The following is a 21,723-nucleotide window of genomic DNA, read 5'->3' as shown; positions in this document are numbered from 1 at the left end:
GCACGGCGGGGAGCCCCGGATGCCGTCGGCATCCGGGGCTCCCCGCCGTGCGGTCACGTGCCCGGCTGCGGCGCGGCCGGCAGCACGTCGTCCGCCCCGCGCCGGCCGATCAGCGTGATCGCGACCTCGTAGGCGGCCAGCAGGATCAGGATCACCAGCAGCGACGTCCACGAGGAGAGGATCAGCGCGAGGACGGCCGCGACCACCACACCGGCGATCCGCAGCGGGTCGAGGTGGGTGGCGATCCAGCCCGGCCCGCGAGTGGCCGCCACGTGCGAACCGGCGCGGATGCCGCGGCCTGCGGCCTTCCCGCCCCGGCTGATCTGCCGGCGCAGCCAGACCGGGAAGCGGCCGGGACCGACCAGGTAGGCGAGCAGGGCGAGCAGCGCGCCGATCCAGATGATCTGCTGGCCGCGTTCCCGCAGCAGGCTGAAGATGGTGGTCATCGCGCTGTCCACGCCGTCCCGGTACACCCCGGCGGGCACCTGCTCGAGGATCTGCCGGCGGACCGCGCGCAGGATCGCGGTGACCGCCACGGCCGCGATCACCAGCCAGATCCCGAGCTGGACGGTGGTACGCCGGCGGCGCGGCGAGACCAGGTACGCGGCGATCAGCAGCAGGACGGTCGCCCCGACGAACAGCGCCAGGTCGCGCTTGGCGGTCGCCACGGCCTGCTGGGCGGCGTACAGCTTGCCGCCGTCATAGACGGTGAACTGCGCGAAGTTGGCCGGCAGCGTCACGCCCAGTTGCTCCTGCACCTTCTCCCGCAGGTTGGGCGGGATCTCCCCGCTGCTCAGGTCGGGCAGCGTGAGCTGTTTGCCGAACAGTGTCGGCAACTCCGCGCTGATCGTCCGCAGCGCCTGATTGATCAGTGGTAACAGGTCGATCTGGATCTGGTCGCCGCTGGCCGTCACGACGTCGCTGGTGCCGTTCAGGACCGCCATCATCCGGGTGTGCAGCCGCTGGTTCAGCTCCACCCAGACCGTCTGGAAGCGGTCGCTCTGGAGCACCTGGAGCACCACCTTGTGGACCTGCTGCTGGAGCTGGCCGGTGAGCGGGCCGACCACGAAGCCGGCCTGCGGCGGCAGCACCTCCCGCAGCCGCTGGTCGACGTTCACCACCTCGAAGAGCTGGATGGTGGCGTAGTCGGCCACGGCCGCGGCCACCTTCGGGTCCTGTGGCAGCGGGGCCACCGTCGCCACCCACCGCTCGGTGTTCAGCGTCGTCCGCGCCGCCCACAGCCCCACCACGCTGGTGACCAGGGCGAACGCCGCGACAGCGACGAGCACCGCGGCGATCGCGGCGCGCACCCGGTGAGTGCCGGCGCGCTGCCGCCGGGGCGGCCGGGCGCCCAGCTCGGCCCGCAGCGAGAGCACCTCGGCCCGCAGACGGGCGAGCTCGGCGGCATCGTCCTCGGGCGGCGGGGCGTCCGCCACCGGCGCCTCGGGGGGCGGGGCGTCCGCCACCGGCGCCTCGGCCGCGGTGCCGTCCGCGGGTGCCTCGGCGGCCGTGCCGTCCACGGGCGGGTCCTCCGGTCGTACCGGGAAAGGGTCTTCTGATGCCGCGGCTGATGACGAACTCGCGGGCCTTGTCATGGCTTCTCCCTTGCCGGCCGTCGGCCGGCGCGGGCCGCGCAACGCGCGGACGCCGGCATGCTGCGACGGTCGCCGACCGGGGGCGCACCGCGCCTCACCCGGCGGGGATGAACCCCGGGCGAACCGTTCGCTTTCACCCCCGACGGATGAGGACCCTGCCGGGCCCTACGAGCACGCTGGGGCAATGGCATGGGGGCCGGTCGAACCGACTGAGCTGCCGGTGCTCCCGGCGGGCCTGGCACGGGCCCGGCCGGCGACCGGGCCGGCCGGGTCGCCGCGTCCCGCGGAACCGTCGTGGCGCTGACCCACCTTCCGGGGGCGCCCGGCCACGGACGCGTGCTGACCACCACGAGCTGAAGGGGAATCGATGAGCAGGACAGAAATCGCGAAGCAGCGAGCGGGGGACGCGTATCTCGTGCTCCGGGGCCGGCCCGCCCGGCCCAGCTACGGGGTCCTCGTGGTGCTGCCGCTGATCGCGGCGGCCGGCGGCGCGATGATCGCGCTGGGCCTGGAGGCGCTGATCAGCCGCCGCCGGGTGCCGACGCCGGTGGCCGAGGTCGCCGACGCCGCGGACCGCCGCCTCGAATCGGTAGGTGCCTGATGCCCGAGCTCGACGAGTTGGGCCCGGTCGACTACCTCTGCATCGAGTTCCCGCAGGGCAGCCTGACCGGCAAGGCGTTCCCGCAGCTGCTGGACCTGGTGGACCAGCACATCATCCGGGTGCTCGACCTGCTGTTCGTCCGCAAGAACCAGGACGGCTCGGTGATCGCCCTGGACGGCACCGAGCTGGAGATCGCCGGGCTGGGCGCGTTCCACGGCGCGGCGTCCGGCATCCTCGGCGGCGACGACCTGGGCGACATCGGCGAGATCCTGGCGCCCGGCGCGGCCGCGGTGATCATGGTCTACGAGAACACCTGGGCGGCGCCGCTGGCCCGGACCCTGCGCGACAACGGCGCGCAGCTGGTCGGCGGCGGCCGGATCCCGGTCCAGGCGCTGCTGGCCGCGCTGGACGCCACCGAGCCGGAACAGTCCACCATCACGAGCGGGAGTTGATCGGCGATGCCGGGTTTGCTCAGAGGAGTCGCACGGACCGCGGTGGTCGCCGGGACGGCGACCGCGGTGTCCAACCGGGTTTCCCGGCGGCAGGCCGGCCGCTGGTCCCGGCAGGCACAGGAGGAGGAGCAGCAGTATTACGACCAGCAGCCGGAACCCGAGCCGGCCGCGCCCGCGCCGGATCCGATGTCGGTGAAGCTGGAGCAGCTGAAGCAGCTGTCCGAGCTCAAGGCGCAGGGCCTGCTCACCGACGCCGAGGTCGAGGTGCAGAAGTCCAAGATCTTGAACTCCTGACGCGGCGCTGAACGGGCCGGTCACCGCAACGACGCGGTGACCGGCCCGTTCAGTACGCCATGGCCAGCGGCGTGGTCGCGTGCGCCAGCCCCCGTACGAACCCGGGTCCCGCCCCGTGCCGGGCCCAGAGCCGTCGCTGCCGGTCCGCCCCGGTGCCCTCCCGCCGCAACCGCTCGAACCCGGCGTAGACCGTGCCGACGTCCCCGTCCAGGTACGGCGTGATCTTCGCGAGCAGCCGGTCCTCGTGCCGCAACCGGCCACGGGCGGCCAGCTCCAGGTGGGCGTCCAGCCACGCCTCCGCCGGCGGCACCACCTTCTCGCCGCGGTCCACGTCGGCCAGCAGCGCCTCGACCAGGGCCCGGACCACGCCGGCGAGCAGCACGGCGTCGCCCACGTCGAGGCAGGTGTCGGCGACGCGTACCTCGATGGTCGGGTATCGCGGGGAGAGCCGGGCCTGGAAGTACACGCCGGCCGGATCCATCGCGCTGCCCGCGTCGACGTGCTCGCGCACCGCGCGGTCGTAGCGTTCCGCGCTCGCCCAGACCCCGGGCGGCCGGAACGTCGGCCAGCGCAGCTGGGCCGGGTACCGGGAGCTGGCCCATCCGGTGTCCTCGGCGCCCGCGAACGGTGAGTTGACGCTGAGCGCGAGCAGCGCCGGCAGCCACGGCCGCAGCCGGGTCAGCACCGCGGCGGCCAGTTCCCGGTCCGGCACGCCGACGTGCACGTGGCAGCCGCACGTCCCGCCGGCCACCGACGCGTCCGGGAACCGCCGGGCCAGCTCCCGGTACCGGTCCCCGTCGGTGAGCGCGTCCCGCGGGCCGCCGTTCAGCGGCACCGAGCCGGTGGCGATCAGGGCGGCCCCGGTCCGCTCGGCGGCGTCCGAGGCGATCAGCCGCAGCCGGGTGAGATCCCGGCGCAGGTCGTCCAGGGTCTCGCAGACCCGGCTGCTGGTCTCCAGCTGGTAGGCCATGTACTCGGGCTTGATCTGGTCGGGTTGCCGCGCGTGGCGGACCACGGACGAGGCGGTCGGCGCGAGCGCGCCGTCCGCCTCCAGCAGCAGGAATTCCTCTTCCACACCGATCGTCAGCACGACGAGCATCGTGTCCGGGAGCGGTGGCCCGGCACGTCATCCAGGACGGATGACCGAGGTCCGGACGATCTTGTCGTGCAGGCCCTGGTACCGGCGGTCCACGAGCAGCCAGAGCGCCAGGATCGGCAGGTAGGCCAGCAGCAGCCCGCGGACCAGCGCGGCGAACCAGCGCACCGGCCGCCCGTCGGACCGGATCACCCGGACCCCGAGCACGGCCATCCCCGGGGTCCGCCCGGCCAGGCTCCAGAACAGCGCGCAGTAGATCGCGAACACGGCCGGCAGGAACACCAGATAACCGGAGACGATCACCTCGGCCCAGTCGTGCGCCCGGGTGCCGATGACCGAGGCGACCGCCCCCAGGGCGGCCACCCCGATCCCGGCGGCGATCGCGACGGTGAAGGTGTCGATCAGGTACGCCAAGGTCCGGCTGACCAGCCCGGCGTACCCGGTCATGGCGCCTCGCCGCGCCGCATCCGCAGGGTGAGCCGGTCGACGGCGCTGTCCCCGGCGGCCGCGCCGGCCCGGACCCGGCCGACCGCCTCACCGACGATGCTGTCCCGCTGGCCGCGGACCAGCCCGCGGATCCGCTCGGGATCCTTCTCCAGGATCCCGAACACCCGGTCCAGCTGGGCGTCCACCACCCGCTCGACGATGCTGGAGTGGGCCAGCTTCTCGACCGCGGCGTCGACCGCGCTCCGGGCGTTCTGCACGCCGCGCTCGCGCTCCGCGGCGCCCCGCTCGGCCAGCACGGTCCAGCGGGCCCACGCTTCGCCGGCCGTACGCAAACTCTCCCGGTCGAACCGTGACCGGAGCTCGGCCAGTTTGTCGGCGCTCTTCTCCCCCACCCGGAAGGCGACGCCGATGGCCACGTCTCCCAGCTGGATAAATCCGATCATCAGGAACCTCCCGCCCGGCGCCGCAGCACCGCCTTACGGATCTCGGTGGGCACGATCACGGTGAGCGCGGCCACCAGGCAGATCGCCCACTGACCGAGGTTCAGGTGGACGGTGTTGAGGATCCGCTGGAACAGGCCGAACTCGGTGGCCAGCACGATCGCGGCCAGCGACATGCCGCTGGTGATCACGAAGCGCCGGTCGTTGAAGGTCTCCAGGCTGAAGACCGAGCGGATGTCGCTGCGCACCGTGAACGAGAAGATCAGGTTCATCAGCGAGAACGCGGTGAGGCCCATGGTCCGGGCGACGCCGATGTCGGAGTCCCGCTCGGAGAACCAGATCACCGCCAGCGTGATCACGCCCATGAACACGCCCAGCAGGCTGAGCCAGCCCAGCACCCGGTTGCTCAGCAACGGCTCGTCGGAGCGGCGCGGCTTGTGCCGCATGATGTCCGGCTCGGCGTTGCCGTAACCGAGGCCGACCGACTGGAAGACCTGCGTGGTGAAGTTCAGCCACAGGGTCTGCAGCGGCACGAACGGCACGCCGGCGGCGATGTTGCCGATGCTCGCCCCGAGGAACGTGACGATCATGGCGGCCAGCACGCCCATCTGGAAGAAGATGTACTTCTTCAGGTTGGCGTACAGGGCCCGGCCCAGCTCGACGGCCTTCACGATGGTGGCGAAGTCGTCGTCGGTGAGGATCATCGCGGCGGCTTCCTTGCTCACCTCGGTGCCGGTGATCCCCATCGCGATGCCGATGTCGGCCTTCTTCAGCGCGGGCGCGTCGTTCACGCCGTCACCGGTCATCGCGACGATGTGGCCCTTGCGCTTGAGCGCGTCGACAAGGCGTACCTTGTGCTCCGGGGTGACCCGGGCGATCACGCCGATGCCGTCGATCTCCCGGTCCAGCTCGTCGTCGCTCATCGCGGCGAACTCGGCGCCGGTGATCGCCCGGCCACGGATGCCGAGCTTGCCGGCGATCGCGGCGGCGGTGATCGCGTGGTCACCGGTGATCATGCGGACCTCGATGCCGGCCGCGTGTGCCTGCTCGATCGCGGCCTTGGCCTGCGGCCGCGGCGGGTCGACGATGCCGACCAGGGCGAGCGGTTCCAGGTCGGTCAGCAGCTCGAGGAGATCTTTACTGGCGTCGACGGCATCGAGGTCCTTACGGGCGGTGGCCAGGACACGCAGGCCCTGTTTGGCCAGGCGCTCGTTCTCGGCGAGGTAGCGTTCGCGCTGCTCGTCCGTCACATTGCAGCGAGCGAGAATCTGGTCCGGCGCGCCCTTGACGAAGCACCTAATTTTTCCCGACATTTCATGGAATGTCGCCATCATCTTGTACGCCGCGTCGAACGGCAGCTCGGCCACCCGCGGGTACTTCTGCCGGGTCGCCTCGGCGTCCAGACCACCCTTCTCGGCGAGCACCACCAGCGCGCCCTCGGTCGGGTCACCGATCATGGTGCCGTCGCTGACCACCGCGTCGGAGGCCAGGATCATCGGCAGCAGATACTCCTCCAGCGGGGTGTCCGGCTCGCCCGCCACCCGCTTGATGGTGCCCTCGGTGGAGTAACCGCTCCCGGAGATCACGTACCGCCGCCCCGGGATCGCCATCTCGGTGGCGGTCATCTGGTTCAGCGTCAGCGTCCCGGTCTTGTCCGAGTTGATCGCCGAGGTGGAGCCGAGCGTCTCGGTGGACCGCAGCCGTTTGACGATCGCGTTCGACTTGGCGAGCAGCTGGGTGCCGAGCGACAGGATCGTGGTGACCACGGCCGGCAGGCCGGTCGGGATGGCCGAGACCGCGAAGGCGACCGCGGCCGTGAAGACCACGTTGAACTCGTTGCCCCGGGCCAGGTTGATCACGACCGAGGCGAGCAGCGCGAACCCGGCGATGTACAGGATTTGGTTGGTCAGCTTGGCGAGCTGCCGGGTGAGCGGCGTGTCCTCGTCCTTCGCCTGCTGGAGCATCCCGGAGATCCGGCCGACCTCGGTGTTCATCCCGGTCGCGGTGACCAGCAGCTCGCCGGAACCCCGGGTCACGTTGGTGTTCATGTACGCCATGTCGGCCCGGTCGCCCAGGTCGGCGTCGACCTTCTCCAGCGGCTCGACGTTCTTGGCGACCGGCAGGCTCTCCCCGGTCAGCGCCGACTCGGCGACCTCCAGGGTGGCCGCGCGCAGCAGCCGCCCGTCGGCCGGGACCACGTCACCGGCCTCGATCAGCACCACGTCGCCGGGGACCAGCTCCTCGGCGGGCAGTTCCTCGAGCTTGCCGTCGCGGCGTACCCGGGTCTTGATGATCATCATCTTCTGGAGCGCGTCGATCGCGGCCGCCGCCTTGCCCTCCTGGTGCAGACCGAGGAAGGCGTTGAGCAGGGTCAGGGCGATCAGCATGACGCCGGTGCCCCACTGCTTGAGCGGGTAGAGGCTGCCGATGCCGGCGGCCAGCAGCACGATCTGCATCGGATCGGCGTACTGCCGGACGAAGGAGCGCCACCAGGGTTCCTTCTTGGCCTCGGCGAACTTGTTCGGGCCGTATCTCTCCCGGCGCTGGGCCGCCTCGTCGCTGCTCAGCCCGCGCTGCTGGTCGACGTTCTCGGCCTGGAGCGCCTCCGGCACGGTGAGCACGTGAAAGACCGGCGTCTCCGGCGGTTCTGTCATGGTCGCCATCTCAGGCCCCCCTCTACCGGTACTGCTGCGGATAGGGCCGCGGAGCGGGCGGGATGTCGGTCCGGACCAGCCGGGTCGCGGACCGGGCGACGCCGGCGACCAGGGAACCGATCGCGATACCGAGTATCATGTTGAGCCCCGCGGTGTAGAACTGCGACGCCCGGCTCGCGTCGGTGACGAACGGCGCGAGCACCGCGGACACCGTGGCCAGGCTGACCACCCAGCCGAAGAACCGCATCGGCCGCGGGGTGGTCAGGATCAGCACGTGCACCAGGCCGGTGGCGACCAGCGCGGCGCCGGCGGCACCCAGGGCGTACCACCCGGTGCTGGCGTCTCCCCAGGTGCCCTGACCTTTCGGCGCCAGGACGTCGACGTCGAAGATTCCGCGTCCGAGCAGAATCCCGGCAATGGCGATCAGTGCGGCCACGGCCGCGGTGGCGCCCCCGCCGGCCCACAGCTTCCCGGCGTTGACAGTGGGTTTGACAGGTTCGACGGTCATGGCGCTGAGGATCGCCGTGGGCCGGGCATGACCGCCTCATCCGACGGGGGTGAAAGCGTCAGCAGCCCTTGCGGACGTCACCCGGCACCGGTACCGGATGCCGCCGCGCGCCACTGTCCACCGTCCACTGCACGGCCCGGACCGGCTCCCCGCCACCCGGCCGGGCGCGCGCCTCGTCCGCCACGGTCACCGATCCGAGCACCACACATCCGATCAATCCGGTACGCACGATCCCCCGCATTGTGTTCCTTTCCTCCGGCTTAAACCTCCGTGTGGATCAACGATGGTGTGAACGATCGGGCTGCGAGTCCCGTACTCGGGGGCGGTAACGTCACCGAGAGGCATCCGGAGGACACCGTGGCACGGACCGGAATCGACACTGCGATCCTGCACAAGGGAGCTCACAGCGCCTCCTACTTCGACCTGGCCCGAGCGGCCGGCGAGGGCGCGGAGATCGTCGACTTCTGCATCCCGTGCAACCCGTACTTCCCCACCCCGGAGATGTTCGACGAGCTCACCCGGGAGCTGAAGAGCATCCTGAAGTACTACCCGAGCGACTCGGCCACCATCACCAAGAAGCTGGCCGCCGTGCTCAACCTGCACCCGCAGACGGTGGCGATGGCGAACGGCTCCACCGAGCTGATCACCTGGATCGACCACCTGCTGGTCAAGGAGAGCCTGGCCATCCCGATCCCGACCTTCGGCCGGTGGACCGACCAGCCTCTGGAGACCGGCAAGCGGGTGGACATGTTCCCGCTCCAGGAACGCGACGGCTTCCGGCTCGACCTGGAGGAGTACGTCGAGTTCATCCGGGAGCGCCGGTCCCGGGTCGCGGTGGTCTGCAACGTGAACAACCCGGACGGCAACTACCTGCCGCGGCGGGACGTCATCCGGTTCATGGACCAGCTCAGCGACCTGGACCTGGTGGTCATCGACGAGTCGTTCATCGACTTCTCCGACGCCGAGCGCTACCCCTCGGTCGGCCCGGACGCGGTGATCCGGCCGAACACGGTGGTGCTCAAGTCGCTCGGCAAGAACTTCGGTCTGCACGGCATCAGGTTCGGCTACATGCTGGCCAACCCGGCGATCGCCGGCAAGATCGCGAAGATGCTGCCGAAGTGGAACCTGAACTCCCTCGCGGAGAAGGTGGTCCACATGATCGAGCAGCACGAGATGGAGTACGAGGAGAGCCTGCGCCTGCTCAGCCGCGACCGCCGGTCGATGGGCCGGGAGCTCCAGCGCATCCCGGGCCTCACCGTCTTCCCGTCGCAGGGCAACTTCTTCCTGGTCAAGCTGCCGACCGAGTGGTCCGGCGTGGCGCTGCGCGACTTCCTGGTCGCCAACCACGGCATCATGACCCGCGAGTGCGGCAACAAGCTCGGCATGACCAGCCAGTTCATGCGCCTCGTGGTCCGGCCCGCCGGTGACGTGGACCGCCTCGTCGACGGCATGATCGACTACTCGCAGCGTTTCCACGGCCGGTCGGTCTACGACACCGACCCGCTGGAGTCGAGCAGCCGCCGCTGGACCGAGCAGTACGAGGAGAAGGAGTACGCGCCGCGCCGCGCCGCCGTCGGCTAAAGGTTGGTCATCTTCTCCATCTGCTCGGGGTAGCGGCTCCCCTGCACCTCAATCTTCGCGGCGGCCGTCTCGATCTCCGCGAGGTCGGCCGCGGTGAGTTCGATCCCGGCCGCGCCCAGGTTCTCGTCCAGCCGGTCCAGCCGCCGGGTGCCCGGGATCGGCACGATCCACGGCCGCTGCGCCAGCAGCCAGGCGAGCGCCACCTGCGCCGGGGTCGCCGCCTTGCCGGCCGCGATCCGCCCGATCAGCTCGACCAGCGCCTGATTCGCCTCCCGCGCCGCCGCCGAGAACCGGGGCAGCCCGTTACGCATGTCATTCTCGGCGAAAACGGTGTCCGCACCGATCTTCCCGGTCAGGAAACCGCGGCCCAGCGGACTGAACGGCACGAAGCCGATGCCCAACTCCGCGAGCGTGTCGAGCAGTTCCTCCTCGGGCCGGCGCCACCACAGCGAATACTCGCTCTGCACCGCGGTCACCGGCTGCACCGCGTGCGCCCGCCGGATCGTCCCGGGGGCCGCCTCGGACATCCCGAAATGCCGCACCTTGCCAGCCGCGATCAGGTCCCGCACCGTTCCGGCCACGTCCTCGATCGGCACGTCCGGATCCACCCGGTGCTGGTAGAACAGGTCGATCGCGTCCACCCGCAGCCGCCGCAGCGACGCCTCCGCGACCTTCCGGATGTTCTCCGGCCGGCTGTTCACCCCGGCGCCCTGCCGCCCGTCGTCATCGATGACGAACCCGAACTTGGTGGCGATGACCACCTGCCCCTTGAACGGTTCGAGCGCCTCACCGACCAGTTCCTCGTTGACCCACGGCCCATAGACCTCGGCCGTGTCGAAAAGCGTGACCCCCCGCTCGACGGCGGCCCGCAACAGCCCGATGTTCGCGTCCCGATCCGGCCCGGGCCCGTAACCGTGGCTCATCCCCATCGCGCCGAACCCGATCGCGGAGACCGTCAGATCCCCCAGTTTTCTTTCCCGCATGCCCCCACACGCTACGGAACCGGCCGCCCCCGGCAACCCCGAAACCACGCTGTGGTCCCGAGGCTCCACAGCCGTACCCGCGATCCGACGCCCCTCCTTCGGTCCCGCGGGCCACCGCCCCGACCGCACTCCGGGGGCCCCAGCGGAATGATGGGCCCCAGCCCGGCCACCCCCGCCATCGCCCGCGTCGCCCACACCCCAATGTCGATCATGGTCACTCTCACGCCACCAACGATCGCCCCACCGACCCCACCGAACAACGCAAAAGATCGAACCGCCGATTAACCCGTCGGTTATCGTTCGCCCCACGAGGCGACGCCCGGAATCCCCGCCGGCTCCGCAACTGCACCGACCCAGACGTCGGAGACCACCACGCCGCACCGCCCGACGCGCCGCATGCCGTCACCCACCACGAGGGACAGCGGACGATCCACAGGTCACCCGCGCTCCAACTGCGCCCTGAAAAGATCCGTAAATTCCCCCAAAAGTCATACCGCCACGAATCACCACCCGGGAGCCAGAATACAAAAAGAATAAGCGCGAATCATCTCTCAAACCCGAGCCACCCGACAGGGAGACCCACGAACCCGATTGTCGCGGACAACCCCGAGTGTCACCTTTATCACCGCCCCACAGTGACCACCCTCATTCATTTCATTCCCACCTCGCCCCGCACGCACCCGCACCGATAGACTTGTCACCACCCGCCACCGGAAAGCGCGCGTCCTCCCGGCCGACAAGGAGAACAAAGCGGCCCGGACAGTCAGCACCCCAGATGGCGCAGGCACCGAGAATCCCGATACGGCCGAGACAACCGGCGCGCCCACGAACAACGCCAGCGCTGCGGCCGGTCGCGAGACGTGCCGCACCACCAGCCATGACGCCGGCCGCGAAACATGCCGCATCACCAGCGCTGCGGCCGATCGCGAAACGTGCCACACCAGCAGCGATGACGCCGGCCGGGAAACATGCCGCACCGTCAGCAACGACGCCGGCTGCAGAGCGTGCAGCGCAGCCGACAATGCCTCCGGTCGGGAAACGTGCCGCATCACCAGCGCTGCGGCCGATCGCGAAACGTGCCCCACCCGCAACGGTGTGGACCCATTGGTGGTCGCCAGTGACGGTGGCGACGCCAGTTGCAGAGCGTGCAGCACCGCCGGCAATGCCGCTGGTCGCGGCTTCGGCGACATCGACGTTCGCGGCACGGACCGCCTGGCCGGTGATGCAGTCGGCTGTCTCGCCGACCGCGTGGCAGGAGCGCGGGCCTGCGGTTTCTGCTCAATGAGCGCGGCTTTCGTCGGACAACTCCCGGGAACCCGCAGCGGCTCGACGATGGGCCGCGCCTGAAGCGGCTGCGCTTGGACCGGCCGGGGCCGGCTCGACTGCGGCTGCGACGGGATCGACTGCGGCTGCGGCCGGGTCGACTGCCGCTGCGGCCGGGTCGGCGGCGACGGGATTGGCTGCGGCTGCGGCCTGGCCTGCCGCGGCTGCGGCTGGATCGGTTGCGGTTGCGGCTGCGGCTGGATCGGCGGCGACGGGATTGGCTGCGGCTGCGGCCTGGCCTGCCGCGGCTGCGGCTGGATCGGCTGCGGCTGCGGCTGCGGCCGGGTCGGCGGTGACGGGATTGGCTGCGGCTGCGGCCTGGCCTGCTGCGGGTGCGACCGGATCGGTTGCGGCTGGATCGGCTGCGGCTGACGCTGACTTGGCCGCGGCCGGGCTGGCGCCGACTGGGGCTGGGGTGGTCGGCCCGGAGGGTGGACCCGGTGCATGGTGGCGGCTATGGCTTCGGCGTCCGGGTGGCCGAGGCGCCGCAGTTTCTCAGCATGTCGGCGACGCAGACCGAATTTCCGGCGTCGCTCCTGCTCACGGCGGAATTCGTCCTTCTCCGGTGAATAATTGCGCGCAGCAGTCCGGTCCCGCATCTTCGCGAGATCCGCCTTCCCGAAGAACGACAACTGCCGCATGAATCAATTGTTCCGCCCCCGACACCTCACCGGTCAGTGCCCGAGCGTGCCAACCCAATATTTTTTCCAGCAATGTTCCGCAATAGCGCGGGCCACCGCACCGAAGGCAGAAGGCAAGAGCGGTAAGCGACCTCCCCGCCCAGGCGCTACTTGAGCCCCTCCCGCACCCGAGCCTCAGTCGGACCCAAAGCACTACTCAGCGTCCGAGCCGTATCAATCAGCGGAACATGGCTGAAGGCCTGAGGAAAATTCCCGACCAGCCGACCGGCCACGGTGTCGTACTCCTCCGACAGCAGGCCCACGTCGTTCCGCAAGGCCAGCAGCCGGGCGAACGTCTCCCGGGCCTCGTCGTGCCGGCCCATCAGCGCGTAATTGTCGGCGAGCCAGAACGTGCAGGCCAGGAACGCCCCCTCCCCCGGCGGCAGCCCGTCCACGTCGGTGTCCGGGTGCTGCGTGTAACGCTGCACGAAACCGTCGACGAGCAGGTGCTTCTCGATCGCCGCGACGGTGCCGGCCACCCGCTCGTCGTCGGCGGGCAGGAAGCCGACCAGCGGGACCATCAGCATCGCGGCGTCCAGTTCCGCCGAGCCGTAGTACTGGGTGAACGTCTTGCGATCCGGGTCGTAACCGTGCTCCAGGATGTCCTCCCGGATCCGGGAGCGCAGCTCGGTCCACCGCTCCAGCGGCCCGTCCAGGCCGAAGTCCTCGACCGCCTTGACCGCCCGGTCGGCCGCGACCCACGCCATCAGCTTGGAGTGGGTGAACTGCTTCGGGCCGCCGCGCACCTCCCAGATGCCCTCGTCCGGGTCCTGCCAGTGGTTCTCGACGAACTCCATCAGTTTGACCTGCAACCCCCACGCCGGGTCGTCCGCCTTGAGCCCGGCCCGCCGGCCCTGGTGCAGCGCGTCCATCACCTCGCCGTACACGTCGAGCTGGAACTGTTCGGCCGCCGCGTTGCCGATCCGCACCGGGTTGCCGTCGTACCCGCCGAGCCAGTCGGCGAGGTACTCGTCGAGGCGGCGCTCCCCGCCGACGCCGTACATGATCTGGAGCTCGGCGGGGTTGCCGGCGATGGCGCGCAGCAGCCACTTGCGCCAGGCGGTCGCCTCGCTCTGGAAGCCGGAGAAGAGCAGCGCCTGAAGGGTGATGGTGGCGTCGCGCAGCCAGCAGAACCGGTAGTCCCAGTTGCGCACGCCGCCGAGCTTCTCCGGCAGGCTGGTGGTGGCGGCCGCGACGATGCCGCCGGTCGGGGCGTAGGTGAGCGCCTTCAGGGTGAGCAGCGAGCGCACCACGGCGTCGCGCCACTCGCCCTCGTAGGTGCAGGCGGAGATCCAGCCGCGCCAGTAACCCTCGGTGACGCCGAGTTCGTGGGCCGGGTCGAGCGGCTCGGGTGGTGGCAGGTGGGAGGGGCGCCAGGTGAGCACGAACGGCACGCGCTCACCAGCTCGTACTGAAAAATCGGCTTTTGTGGTGAGGTTTTCGCCGCGCAGATCGACGGGGGTCCGCAGCCACGCCGCGTCCGGACCGGCCACCCCGACCAGCGCGTCGCCCTCGCGGTACACCCATGGGACGACGTGCCCGTAATCGAAGCGCAGCCGCAGCTCCATGCTGAAGTCGACCTGCCCCCGGACACCCTCGACGATCCGGATCACCGATGGGGAGTCGGTCCGCGGGGGCATGAAGTCGATGAGCCGGGCCACGCCGCCGGCGGTCTCGAACTCGGTCTCCAGCACCAGAGTCTCGTCGCGATACCGGCGACGGGTGGTGATCACGTCCGTGGGAGCGACCGTCCAGTGACCGTTGTCGGCCGAGCCGAGCAGCGCCGCGAAGATCGCCCCGGAGTCGAACCGGGGCACGCACAGCCAGTCGATCGACCCGTTGCGGCCGACCAGCGCGGCGGTCTGGGTGTCAGCGATGATCGCGTAGTCCTCGATCGGCAGCGCCATGCTCGATCAGTGCCCCCGGCGCCGGAAAACAAACCGCCGCCGGGGGCACGAGGCCCCCGGCGGCGGCGCATCCGGCCGGGCTGGTCAGACCCGGTCGGCGGCGATCAGGAGGTAGTGAAAACTGCCTTCCCGGTACGCCGTGAGAAAAGCCTCCTCGATCCCGGTCGCCACCTCCGACTTGGCCCGGAGCTCCCAGTACGGGATGGTCGCGGCGGTCAGGTCGACCACGTTGATCGGCACCAGGTCGTTCGCCGCGAGCGCCTTGAAGTAGTCGCTGCGCGGGTGGATGTCGCAGGTGTAGTGCTCGTTGATCTTGCTGACCGACTTGGACCGCCGGCCGGTCACGTCGTTCGCGCAGCCGGTGATGCAGACGTAGCGCCCGCCGAACCGGAGCATCCGGGCGAACTCCGCGTAGAGGTCGAACAGGTCGACGTACATCGTCGTCTCGTTCGTCCAGATCGCCTGCCGGGACCCGTCGGCGAACCCGGAGTCCAGCATGTTCCGGAAGTGGAACCGGACCCGGTCGGCGACCCCGCGCCGGGCGGCCTGCTCGTTGGCGAACCCGACCTGGTACTCGGAGATCGACACCCCGTCCACCCGGCAGCCGAACCGGGCGTTGGCCATGATGCTGGTCCCGCCCCGACCCGACCCGCCGTCGAGCAGCGCGTCCTCCGGCCGGATCGGCCCGAGATGGTCGAGCAGCAGGTCGGCCTGAGCGCTCTCCAGCCGGTGCAACTCGGCGATCACGCCCGGCTCGGGACCGTCGAGCACGCTCCAGTCCGGCTCGCCGACGCCGTAGTGATGGTGGTACAGCCCGTCGACCTCGCCGAGGCGCAGGTTGACCGGGTCGACCCGGTTGGTGTTCCAGTAGTTCGCGACCGAGCGCTCGAAGTCGGTCCGCAGCGGCGAGACGGCCGTCGTTGTCATGATTTCTCCTCCTGAGAGTCGTGATAGCGGCCGCTCGTGGCGTGCCACTCCCGGCTTCCGCCCAGCCACGCCCAGGTGTCCGCCAGGAACCGGCGCAACTGCGGCGACCCGGTCACGCTGAGCGACCCGGCCAGCCGGACGAAGTCGTCCATCAACTCGTTGTGGATCTCGACGGTCCGCAGCACCGCCGCCCGGTGACCGAGCCCCTCGTTCGCCGCCAGCACGGTCGGCAGGTTGTGATCGTTCTCGGACTCGTTCTTCCCGGAGTACAGGTCGTTGATGAGCACGGCCGCGTTGGCCGCCGTGGTGAACGCCCGCCGCACCCGCGGGTGGTAGAACTCGTCGGCCGGAAGCTCGTAACCGCCCAGCACGTCGATCAGGATCATCGGCGGCAGGTAGCTGTTGAGATGCCGCTGGACCAGGTACTCCCAGACCGGTGGCGTGCGCCGGTTCGCGTGCCAGTCCGCCTCCTGCGTCCAGGCCAGGAACAGGATGGCCATCTGGTGCTGGAACCGGCCCAGCTGCGCCACGCTCGCGTACTCGGCGAAGTGCTCCATGGCGCTGCGGAACGCCCGCGAGATCGGCAGCAGCCGATGGTGGTCCCGGTAATCGGCCAGGTACCGCGGCACCATCGACACCGGATCGACCACCGCGTGCAGGTTGGCCAGCCGCGATCCGACCACCATCGGGTCGGCGCCCAGCGACACCTCGTCCACGTAGTAGTCGTCCGCCGCCCACTCCGCGACCAGGCATTTCGTCGCGGCGAGCAGCCGGTCCGGGTCGCTGGTGGCCGGGTGGGCCAGCATCATGAAGCGGCCGAAGTTCGCCGAGCGCAGCGTGTCCAACCGGCCGGGGTAGATGCCGATCCCCTCGGCCCAGCGCACGACGGCCTCGTTGACCCGCTCCCCCAGCGCCGGGTCGTCCCGCAGCGGCCCGGGACAGCGCAGATGCGGGCCGTCCGGCCGCGCCGGCACGGGACGAAAGGCACGCGCGGCGGAGGTGCCGAGTCCGCTCGGCCCAAGACCGATCATTGCCGGTACGCCGTCCGGCGCCGGACCGCTCGTCATCGGCCCGCCGGTTCCCGGTACGGCGCCCAGCACCGCCGCGAGATCACCGGACGGCGCCGCACGCAGGTCGCGCAGGATCTCCCTGCCGAGGTCGAGGGTGAGCACCATCAGTGCGACAGCTCGACGTGGTCCAGGATGCCCAGCGCGTCCGGCACCAGCACCGCCGCCGAGTAGTAGGCGCTGACCAGGTAGGACATGATCGCCTGCTCGTCGATCCCCATGAACCGCACCGACAGGCTCGGCTGGTACTCGTCCGGGATCCCGGTCTGGTGCAGTCCGACCACGCCCTGGTCCGCCTCCCCGGTCCGCATCGCCAGGATCGAGGTGGTGTGCGTCTCGGTCACCGGGATCTTGCCGCACGGCAGGATCGGCACCCCGCGCCAGGACAGGAACGTGCCGCCGTCGTGCTCCACCATCGGCGGGTAGATCCCGCGCTTCGTGCACTCCCGGCCGAACGCCGCGATCGCCTGCGGGTGCGCCACGAACATCTTGGTGGCCCGCCGCATGCTCAGCAGCTCGTCCAGGTCGTCCGGGGTGGGCGGCCCGCTCCGGGTGTGAATGCGCTGCCGCAGGTCGGCGTTGTGCAGCAGGCCGAACTCGCGGTTGTTGACGATCTCGTACTCCTGGCGCTCGCGCAGCGCCTCGACGGTCAGCCGGAGCTGCTGCTCCAGCTGGTTCATCGGATCGTTGTAGAGGTCGGCGACCCGGGTGTGCACCCGCAGGATGGTCTGCGCGACGCTCAGCTCGTACTCCCGCGGGCTCTGCTCGTAGTCCACGTACGTGCCGTCCAGCTGCGGCTCGCCGGTGTGCCCGGCCGCGACCGAGATCGCCGCCTCGCCGTGCTTGTTCTGCGGCCGGCGGTTCTTGGCCCGGAACCGGTCGACGTGCGCCCGCAACCGGTCGCTCTGCCCGAGCAGGGCGGTGAACGCCGACCGCGGCATGGCCAGCAGGGTCACCGCCGTCATCGCCTTGGCGGTGTAGTCCCAGATCCGCTGATCGTCGGTGAGCGAGTACTCGCCGAACGCCTCGCCGTCGGCCAGCACGCCGAGGTTGACCGGGTCGCCGTAGTTGCCGACGCCGACCTTGTTCACCTTGCCGTGCGCGATCAGGTAGACGTGGTCGGCGACCGAGCCGAACTCGACGATCACCTGACCCGGCTGGTACTCCTGCTGCACGAACTTGTCGGCCATCGCGGCCAGCACCTCGGCCTCGTCGAACTCGCTGAGCACGGAGAGCTCGCGCAGCTCGCCGGGGATCACCCGGACCTGGGCGCCGACGTTGGTGAAGCTGAGCCGGCCGTCGCCGATCCGGTAGGTCATCCGCCGGTTCACCCGGAAGGCGCCGCCGGACACCTGCACCCACGGCAGCTTGCGCAGCAGCCAGCGCGAGCTGATCTCCTGCATCTGCGGAACCGTCTTGGTGGTGGTCGTCAGGTTCCGGGCCGCCGCCGTGCTCAGGCTCTGCCGCCGTTGCTCCTGCTCGTCGTCCCGAATCTCGGACTGCGTGGGAGTGGCCACCGCTCGTAACCCCGTTCGTCGTTCGGTCCGTGCCTACTTATGGTCGTTCTATCGCATATCTGACTTGTTTGTCGGGATTCGCGGAATCTGCACACATGCTCTGACCAGCAATTTCGTCGCGAAGGGCGGTTCTCAAGTGGCCGACCGGGGTGCCGAAGGAACCGGCGACTCACTCCTGTTCCGGAAAGGACACCTCCGGTGTTCCGTGCCCTGCTCCTCACCACCGCCTCGCTCACCGCCGGCGTGCTGGCCGCCCCCGGCGCCGCCCTCGCGGCCGACACCAGCACGTCGCTGACCGCGGCCGAGATGTCCGCGGCGCTCAAGGCGGTGGCCGCGACGACCGCCACGGCGGAGATCCCCGGCTACGCCGGCTCGCTGCGGGCGACCCTGGACGGGAGGGTGGCCGCGATGGCGTTCGCCGTCGACCCGGCGACCGGCCGCGGCTACTACCGGATGGCCTACACCGGGTACGGCACCGAGGCCGTCTACGCGGTCGCCGGCAAGGGCGAGTACGACTACCTGACCGGCTCGGCCGAGCGCGCCGCGGCGAAGATGGCCGGCCGCCCCGAGGCCCGCTACGTCTTCGTGCCGAACGCCAAGCTCACCCTGGACGGCTGGAGCAGCCGGCAGATGAGCGCGCCCTCGGAGATCGTCGTCGAGGACGCCCGGCACGCCGGCACCAAGACCACCCACGACGACGGCTCCGCCGACTACTCCTTCACCGGCGAGGAGAAGACGCGGGTCACCTTCACCGTCGACGCCACCGGGGTGGTCACCCGCGGCCGGGTGGTCGACACCGGGGTCGAGCAGACGATCACCTTCGGCTACGGACCGCAGACCGTCACGCTGCCCGCCACCGGCCAGGTGATCAGCCAGACGACGCTGACCAAGGCGGTGGCCTACTACGACCTGGCCCGGAAGATGTCCCGGCTGACCTCGGACATCATGATCGGGGTCGACGACCGGGCCCGGGGCCGGAACGTCACCGTGGCCGCCGTGCGCAAGGGCGCGCGCGCCGCCGTCGCCGGCTTCAACGAGAGCCTCGCCGTCAAGGTGGTCACGGTCCGGAACGTCACCGGCGGCGTCACGATCTCCGCCACCAACCCCTACACCGGCGTCCGGATCGCCTACCGGCTCAAGCTCTCCGGCAAGCACACCGTCGCCCGCAAGCTCTGACCCGTTCGGTTCCCGATTTCCCGCCGGTGGGCAGATGGTGCGGGTCGTGGCGCCGGGGGTGGTCCGCCGGTCGCGGTGGCTGCCACAGTGCCAGGCAGGAGGTGGTTGCTTTGCGTACGCCCGTCGCCTGCACGACCGTCACGATCCTGATGTTCGCCGGCGCCTGCTCGGACCCACCGTCCGGGAGCGCCACCTACGGTCCCGCCACCTCCGCTCCGGCTCCTACCGGGGCGGCGGTGTCGTCGGCCGAGTGCAACGCCGGGATCAGCACCGAGGCCCTCCCGGTCTGGGCCCGGGAGGGCTTCAACTTCGACGGCTCCGGCGTCCCGCACCGCCTCGGTGACCAGGGCGGCCTGATGGCGATCCTGTTCGCCCCGCCGAAAGCCGACCCGGTGGACGGCACCAAGATCCTCTGGGTGTCCCGTCTGCCGGTCGAGACGGCCGCCCCGCTGACCGTCAGCGGCGTCCGCTCGGACGGTCTCACCGCCACCCAGGAGCTGCCGAACGGCGCCGGGCCGTCGGCCGTGAAGATCCCCGAGCCGGGGTGCTGGGACCTCACCCTGACCTGGTCGGGACACACCGACCGGATGCGGCTCTGGTTCACCGGGTAACGGATCACAGACCCTCAGGATCGCCGATGCCGCGCCGATGGTCAGGCTATGAGCGACGAGGTCAGCGACGAGGTCCACGACGAAGCCCGGCTCGCCGCACTGCACTCCTACCGGGTGCTGGACGAGCCCCGCGCGGCGGTGCTGGACGATCTCACGCGGCTCGCGGCCACCATGTTCGACACCCCGATGGCGGCCGTGTCGCTGATCGACCGGGACCGGCAGTGGTTCGCCGGCAGCATCGGCCTGGCCGACGCGCAGACCCCGCTCGACGTGTCGTTCTGCGCGCAGATCCTGCCGGCCCGCCGCCCGCTGATCGTCCCGGACGCCACCGCGCACCCGCTGTTCTCCGGGTACCGCAACGTGGTCGAGGCACCGAACATCCGGTTCTACGCCGGCGCCCCGGTGATCGACGAGGACGGGCACGTGCTCGGCGCGATGTGCGTGATCGACGACGTGCCCCGCGAGGTCAGCGACCGCCAGGTGGAGGCGCTCACCACGTTCGCCGGGCAGGCCGCCACGCACCTGTCCGCGATCCGCAACCGGCTGCGGATGGCCGACCTCGGCGATCACCTGTCCCGGGCCGCGCAGCGCGAGGACGACCTGGTCGCCACCATCACGCACGAGCTGCGTACCCCGGTGACCAGCATCCAGGGATACCTGGAGCTGCTCAGCGAGAACGAGGAGCTGGCGGCGTACAAGCGGTTGATCGAGCCGATCCACCGCAACGGGCAGCGACTGGTCGCGATGGTCGACCACATCCTGTCCGGCACCCGCCCGCACGACGCGCCGCTGCCCGCCCCGGTCGGCCCGGTCGACCTGAACACCGTGGTCGCCGCGGCGCTGACCTCGTGCCGGGCGCTCACGGCGCTGCGCGCCGCGCCGGTCGACGTGTTCTCCGGCCCGCCGATCGTCGTGCAGGCCGACCTGGCCCGGCTGTCCCACGCGATCGAGCAGGTGCTGCGCAACGCGCTGCTGTTCACCCCGGCCGACCGGCCGATCACGATCCGGGTCGGCGCCGAGCCCCGGCCCACGGTGGAGGTCATCGACTGCGGGGTGGGCATCCCGGACGACGAGCTGGCCTTCGTCTTCGACCGCTTCTATCGCGGGCGGCACGCCCGTGAGCAGGCCATCCCCGGCGTCGGCCTGGGACTGACGATCGCCCGCGCCTCGATCGCCGCACACCTCGGGGACCTCACTGTGACCAGCGGCCCGGCCGGTACCACCGCCCGGGTGACCCTGCCCGCCGTGGCCTGAGCCCGGATACGGTAGGTGGATGGAGCGGCCGATGACCCCCGACGACGTGGTCGCGGTGATCATGGGACGGCTCGCCGAGCAGCACAAGGTGGTCCCCGGTTACGTGATCCGGGACGCGGTCGAGGCCGCGCTGCGCCGCCGTTTCCCCGACGTCCCGCCGGCCGAGTTGTGGGTGCCGGCCGAGGTGGCGGCCGAGCTGGTGAGCGGGTTCGGGGACGGGGCGGCGGTGGCCGAGGACGACTCAGCGACCATGCCGGCGGTGCTCAGCGGTGACGAGACCGGGCGGCTGCTGGCCGGGCTCGGGCTGGCCGTGCACGTCGCCACCTTCAACCTGGACCGGGACCGCCTGCACGTGGCGCAGATCCTCAACGGGTCGGCGGCCGTGCTGGTCGCGCTCGGCGCCGCCTCCCGGGCCGCGCACGCCGACGGCACCTCGGCCGTGCTGCTCTCCCCCGCCACCCTGCGCACCGTGCGGACCACCATGATCGGTGTCCTGCAGGGCGTGCGCACCCGTGGCTGGCAGGCCGAGCACCTCGACCCGGTGGCCACCGTCACCATGTTCACCGACGTGCTCACCATGCTGGGCGCCGTGCCCTGAGCAGGCCTAGAT

Annotated in this window: 21 protein-coding genes; 9 read left to right on the top strand and 12 right to left on the bottom strand. The window is 70.6% G+C overall.

Annotated elements, in window-relative coordinates; translation table 11 throughout:
• Positions 1 to 53 precede the first annotated feature (53 nt).
• Positions 54 to 1,520 (bottom strand): hypothetical protein, encoded by a 1,467-nt coding sequence (locus Aiant_RS31735; RefSeq protein ID WP_229830773.1) that lies wholly within the window; start codon positions 1,518 to 1,520, stop codon positions 54 to 56.
• Between the two features lie 442 nt (positions 1,521 to 1,962).
• On the opposite strand from Aiant_RS31735, the gene Aiant_RS31730 reads away from it, so the two are divergent.
• From Aiant_RS31730 to Aiant_RS31720, 3 genes are read left to right on the top strand one after another with little or no spacing between them, the layout of a single operon-like run.
• Positions 1,963 to 2,196 carry a hypothetical protein gene (locus tag Aiant_RS31730; RefSeq protein WP_189333690.1) on the top strand — a complete coding sequence of 78 codons (234 nt, stop codon included), beginning with the start codon at positions 1,963 to 1,965 and terminating at the stop codon, positions 2,194 to 2,196.
• Positions 2,196 to 2,648: a DUF6325 family protein gene (locus Aiant_RS31725; protein ID WP_189333691.1), complete on the top strand. Its 453-nt coding sequence runs from the start codon at positions 2,196 to 2,198 to the stop codon at positions 2,646 to 2,648. Before Aiant_RS31730 ends, Aiant_RS31725 begins: the two co-directional genes overlap by 1 nt.
• A 6-nt stretch (positions 2,649 to 2,654) precedes the next feature.
• A complete protein-coding gene (locus tag Aiant_RS31720) occupies positions 2,655 to 2,942 on the top strand; it encodes an SHOCT domain-containing protein (protein WP_189333692.1) in 288 nt (95 codons plus the stop codon).
• 49 nt (positions 2,943 to 2,991) lie between these two features.
• On the opposite strand, the gene Aiant_RS31715 is transcribed toward Aiant_RS31720, so the two are convergent.
• Genes Aiant_RS31715 through Aiant_RS31690 form a run of 6 tightly spaced genes read right to left on the bottom strand, consistent with a single transcriptional unit; the run spans position 2,992 to position 8,316 of the window.
• Positions 2,992 to 4,041 carry a carboxylate-amine ligase gene (locus Aiant_RS31715; RefSeq protein ID WP_245006627.1) on the bottom strand — a complete coding sequence of 350 codons (1,050 nt, stop codon included), beginning with the start codon at positions 4,039 to 4,041 and terminating at the stop codon, positions 2,992 to 2,994.
• A gap of 27 nt (positions 4,042 to 4,068) precedes the next feature.
• Positions 4,069 to 4,485: an RDD family protein gene (locus tag Aiant_RS31710; protein ID WP_189333694.1), complete on the bottom strand. Its 417-nt coding sequence runs from the start codon at positions 4,483 to 4,485 to the stop codon at positions 4,069 to 4,071.
• On the bottom strand, positions 4,482 to 4,928 hold the full coding sequence (locus Aiant_RS31705) for a hypothetical protein (protein WP_189333695.1): 447 nt from the start codon (positions 4,926 to 4,928) through the stop codon (positions 4,482 to 4,484). The genes Aiant_RS31710 and Aiant_RS31705 overlap by 4 nt, the downstream gene beginning before the upstream one ends.
• Positions 4,928 to 7,579: a cation-translocating P-type ATPase gene (locus tag Aiant_RS31700; protein WP_229830775.1), complete on the bottom strand. Its 2,652-nt coding sequence runs from the start codon at positions 7,577 to 7,579 to the stop codon at positions 4,928 to 4,930. The genes Aiant_RS31705 and Aiant_RS31700 overlap by 1 nt, the downstream gene beginning before the upstream one ends.
• Positions 7,580 to 7,601: 22 nt before the next feature.
• Positions 7,602 to 8,087 (bottom strand): DUF6069 family protein, encoded by a 486-nt coding sequence (locus tag Aiant_RS31695; protein WP_189333697.1) that lies wholly within the window; start codon positions 8,085 to 8,087, stop codon positions 7,602 to 7,604.
• A gap of 58 nt (positions 8,088 to 8,145) precedes the next feature.
• Positions 8,146 to 8,316: a hypothetical protein gene (locus Aiant_RS31690; protein ID WP_189333698.1), complete on the bottom strand. Its 171-nt coding sequence runs from the start codon at positions 8,314 to 8,316 to the stop codon at positions 8,146 to 8,148.
• A 128-nt stretch (positions 8,317 to 8,444) separates the two neighbouring features.
• Here Aiant_RS31690 and Aiant_RS31685 point away from each other — a divergent pair, with 128 nt between their 5' ends.
• On the top strand, positions 8,445 to 9,668 hold the full coding sequence (locus tag Aiant_RS31685) for a pyridoxal phosphate-dependent aminotransferase (protein WP_189333699.1): 1,224 nt from the start codon (positions 8,445 to 8,447) through the stop codon (positions 9,666 to 9,668).
• On the opposite strand, the gene Aiant_RS31680 is transcribed toward Aiant_RS31685, so the two are convergent.
• Positions 9,665 to 10,651, bottom strand: coding sequence for an aldo/keto reductase (locus Aiant_RS31680; RefSeq protein ID WP_189333700.1), 987 nt, complete (start codon positions 10,649 to 10,651; stop codon positions 9,665 to 9,667). The two genes, Aiant_RS31685 and Aiant_RS31680, sit on opposite strands and share 4 nt — an antisense overlap.
• 1,754 nt (positions 10,652 to 12,405) lie before the next feature.
• On the opposite strand from Aiant_RS31680, the gene Aiant_RS31675 reads away from it, so the two are divergent.
• Positions 12,406 to 12,543, top strand: coding sequence for a hypothetical protein (locus Aiant_RS31675; protein WP_212846553.1), 138 nt, complete (start codon positions 12,406 to 12,408; stop codon positions 12,541 to 12,543).
• A gap of 218 nt (positions 12,544 to 12,761) precedes the next feature.
• Here the strand turns inward: Aiant_RS31675 and Aiant_RS31670 are convergent, their stop codons facing one another.
• The 4 genes from Aiant_RS31670 to Aiant_RS31655 form a co-directional block, all read right to left on the bottom strand.
• Positions 12,762 to 14,561, bottom strand: a complete 1,800-nt coding sequence (locus tag Aiant_RS31670) for a glycoside hydrolase family 15 protein (protein WP_189333702.1) — start codon at positions 14,559 to 14,561, stop codon at positions 12,762 to 12,764.
• 84 nt (positions 14,562 to 14,645) lie between these two features.
• The gene (locus Aiant_RS31665; RefSeq protein ID WP_189333703.1) at positions 14,646 to 15,488 is read right to left on the bottom strand and encodes a geranyl diphosphate 2-C-methyltransferase; all 843 of its coding nucleotides are present in this window, start codon (positions 15,486 to 15,488) and stop codon (positions 14,646 to 14,648) included.
• Positions 15,485 to 16,663 carry a family 2 encapsulin nanocompartment cargo protein terpene cyclase gene (locus tag Aiant_RS31660; RefSeq protein WP_229830777.1) on the bottom strand — a complete coding sequence of 393 codons (1,179 nt, stop codon included), beginning with the start codon at positions 16,661 to 16,663 and terminating at the stop codon, positions 15,485 to 15,487. The genes Aiant_RS31665 and Aiant_RS31660 overlap by 4 nt, the downstream gene beginning before the upstream one ends.
• Positions 16,663 to 18,072 (bottom strand): family 2B encapsulin nanocompartment shell protein, encoded by a 1,410-nt coding sequence (locus Aiant_RS31655; protein ID WP_189333704.1) that lies wholly within the window; start codon positions 18,070 to 18,072, stop codon positions 16,663 to 16,665. The genes Aiant_RS31660 and Aiant_RS31655 overlap by 1 nt, the downstream gene beginning before the upstream one ends.
• Positions 18,073 to 18,270: 198 nt before the next feature.
• On the opposite strand from Aiant_RS31655, the gene Aiant_RS31650 reads away from it, so the two are divergent.
• The 4 genes from Aiant_RS31650 (at position 18,271) to Aiant_RS31635 (ending at position 21,711) form a co-directional block, all read left to right on the top strand.
• Entirely contained in the window at positions 18,271 to 19,248 is a 978-nt protein-coding gene (locus tag Aiant_RS31650) for a hypothetical protein (RefSeq protein WP_189333705.1), read from the top strand.
• Positions 19,249 to 19,358: 110 nt separating this feature from the next.
• A complete protein-coding gene (locus tag Aiant_RS31645) occupies positions 19,359 to 19,859 on the top strand; it encodes a hypothetical protein (protein ID WP_189333706.1) in 501 nt (166 codons plus the stop codon).
• 48 nt (positions 19,860 to 19,907) lie between these two features.
• Entirely contained in the window at positions 19,908 to 21,113 is a 1,206-nt protein-coding gene (locus Aiant_RS31640) for a GAF domain-containing sensor histidine kinase (protein WP_189333707.1), read from the top strand.
• A 19-nt stretch (positions 21,114 to 21,132) separates the two neighbouring features.
• Positions 21,133 to 21,711, top strand: a complete 579-nt coding sequence (locus Aiant_RS31635; RefSeq protein ID WP_229830779.1) for a hypothetical protein — start codon at positions 21,133 to 21,135, stop codon at positions 21,709 to 21,711.
• Positions 21,712 to 21,723: the final 12 nt, after the last annotated feature.

It is taken from the genome of Actinoplanes ianthinogenes (genome assembly GCF_018324205.1).
GTDB classification, from domain to species: Bacteria; Actinomycetota; Actinomycetes; order Mycobacteriales; family Micromonosporaceae; genus Actinoplanes; species Actinoplanes ianthinogenes.
This window is presented reverse-complemented; position numbering and strand designations above follow the sequence as displayed.

Bases quoted from the DNA above. Each gene is read 5' to 3' on its own strand.
- Aiant_RS31680 (WP_189333700.1), bottom strand. From the start codon at position 10,651: ATGCGGGAAAGAAAACTGGGGGATCTGACGGTCTCCGCGATCGGGTTC.
- Aiant_RS31635 (WP_229830779.1), top strand. From the start codon at position 21,133: ATGGAGCGGCCGATGACCCCCGACGACGTGGTCGCGGTGATCATGGGA.
- Aiant_RS31725 (WP_189333691.1), top strand. From the start codon at position 2,196: ATGCCCGAGCTCGACGAGTTGGGCCCGGTCGACTACCTCTGCATCGAG.
- Aiant_RS31730 (WP_189333690.1), top strand. From the start codon at position 1,963: ATGAGCAGGACAGAAATCGCGAAGCAGCGAGCGGGGGACGCGTATCTC.
- Aiant_RS31670 (WP_189333702.1), bottom strand. From the start codon at position 14,561: ATGGCGCTGCCGATCGAGGACTACGCGATCATCGCTGACACCCAGACC.
- Aiant_RS31660 (WP_229830777.1), bottom strand. From the start codon at position 16,663: ATGGTGCTCACCCTCGACCTCGGCAGGGAGATCCTGCGCGACCTGCGT.
- Aiant_RS31720 (WP_189333692.1), top strand. From the start codon at position 2,655: ATGCCGGGTTTGCTCAGAGGAGTCGCACGGACCGCGGTGGTCGCCGGG.
- Aiant_RS31665 (WP_189333703.1), bottom strand. From the start codon at position 15,488: ATGACAACGACGGCCGTCTCGCCGCTGCGGACCGACTTCGAGCGCTCG.
- Aiant_RS31695 (WP_189333697.1), bottom strand. From the start codon at position 8,087: ATGACCGTCGAACCTGTCAAACCCACTGTCAACGCCGGGAAGCTGTGG.
- Aiant_RS31640 (WP_189333707.1), top strand. From the start codon at position 19,908: ATGAGCGACGAGGTCAGCGACGAGGTCCACGACGAAGCCCGGCTCGCC.
- Aiant_RS31705 (WP_189333695.1), bottom strand. From the start codon at position 4,928: ATGATCGGATTTATCCAGCTGGGAGACGTGGCCATCGGCGTCGCCTTC.
- Aiant_RS31700 (WP_229830775.1), bottom strand. From the start codon at position 7,579: ATGACAGAACCGCCGGAGACGCCGGTCTTTCACGTGCTCACCGTGCCG.
- Aiant_RS31715 (WP_245006627.1), bottom strand. From the start codon at position 4,041: ATGCTCGTCGTGCTGACGATCGGTGTGGAAGAGGAATTCCTGCTGCTG.
- Aiant_RS31710 (WP_189333694.1), bottom strand. From the start codon at position 4,485: ATGACCGGGTACGCCGGGCTGGTCAGCCGGACCTTGGCGTACCTGATC.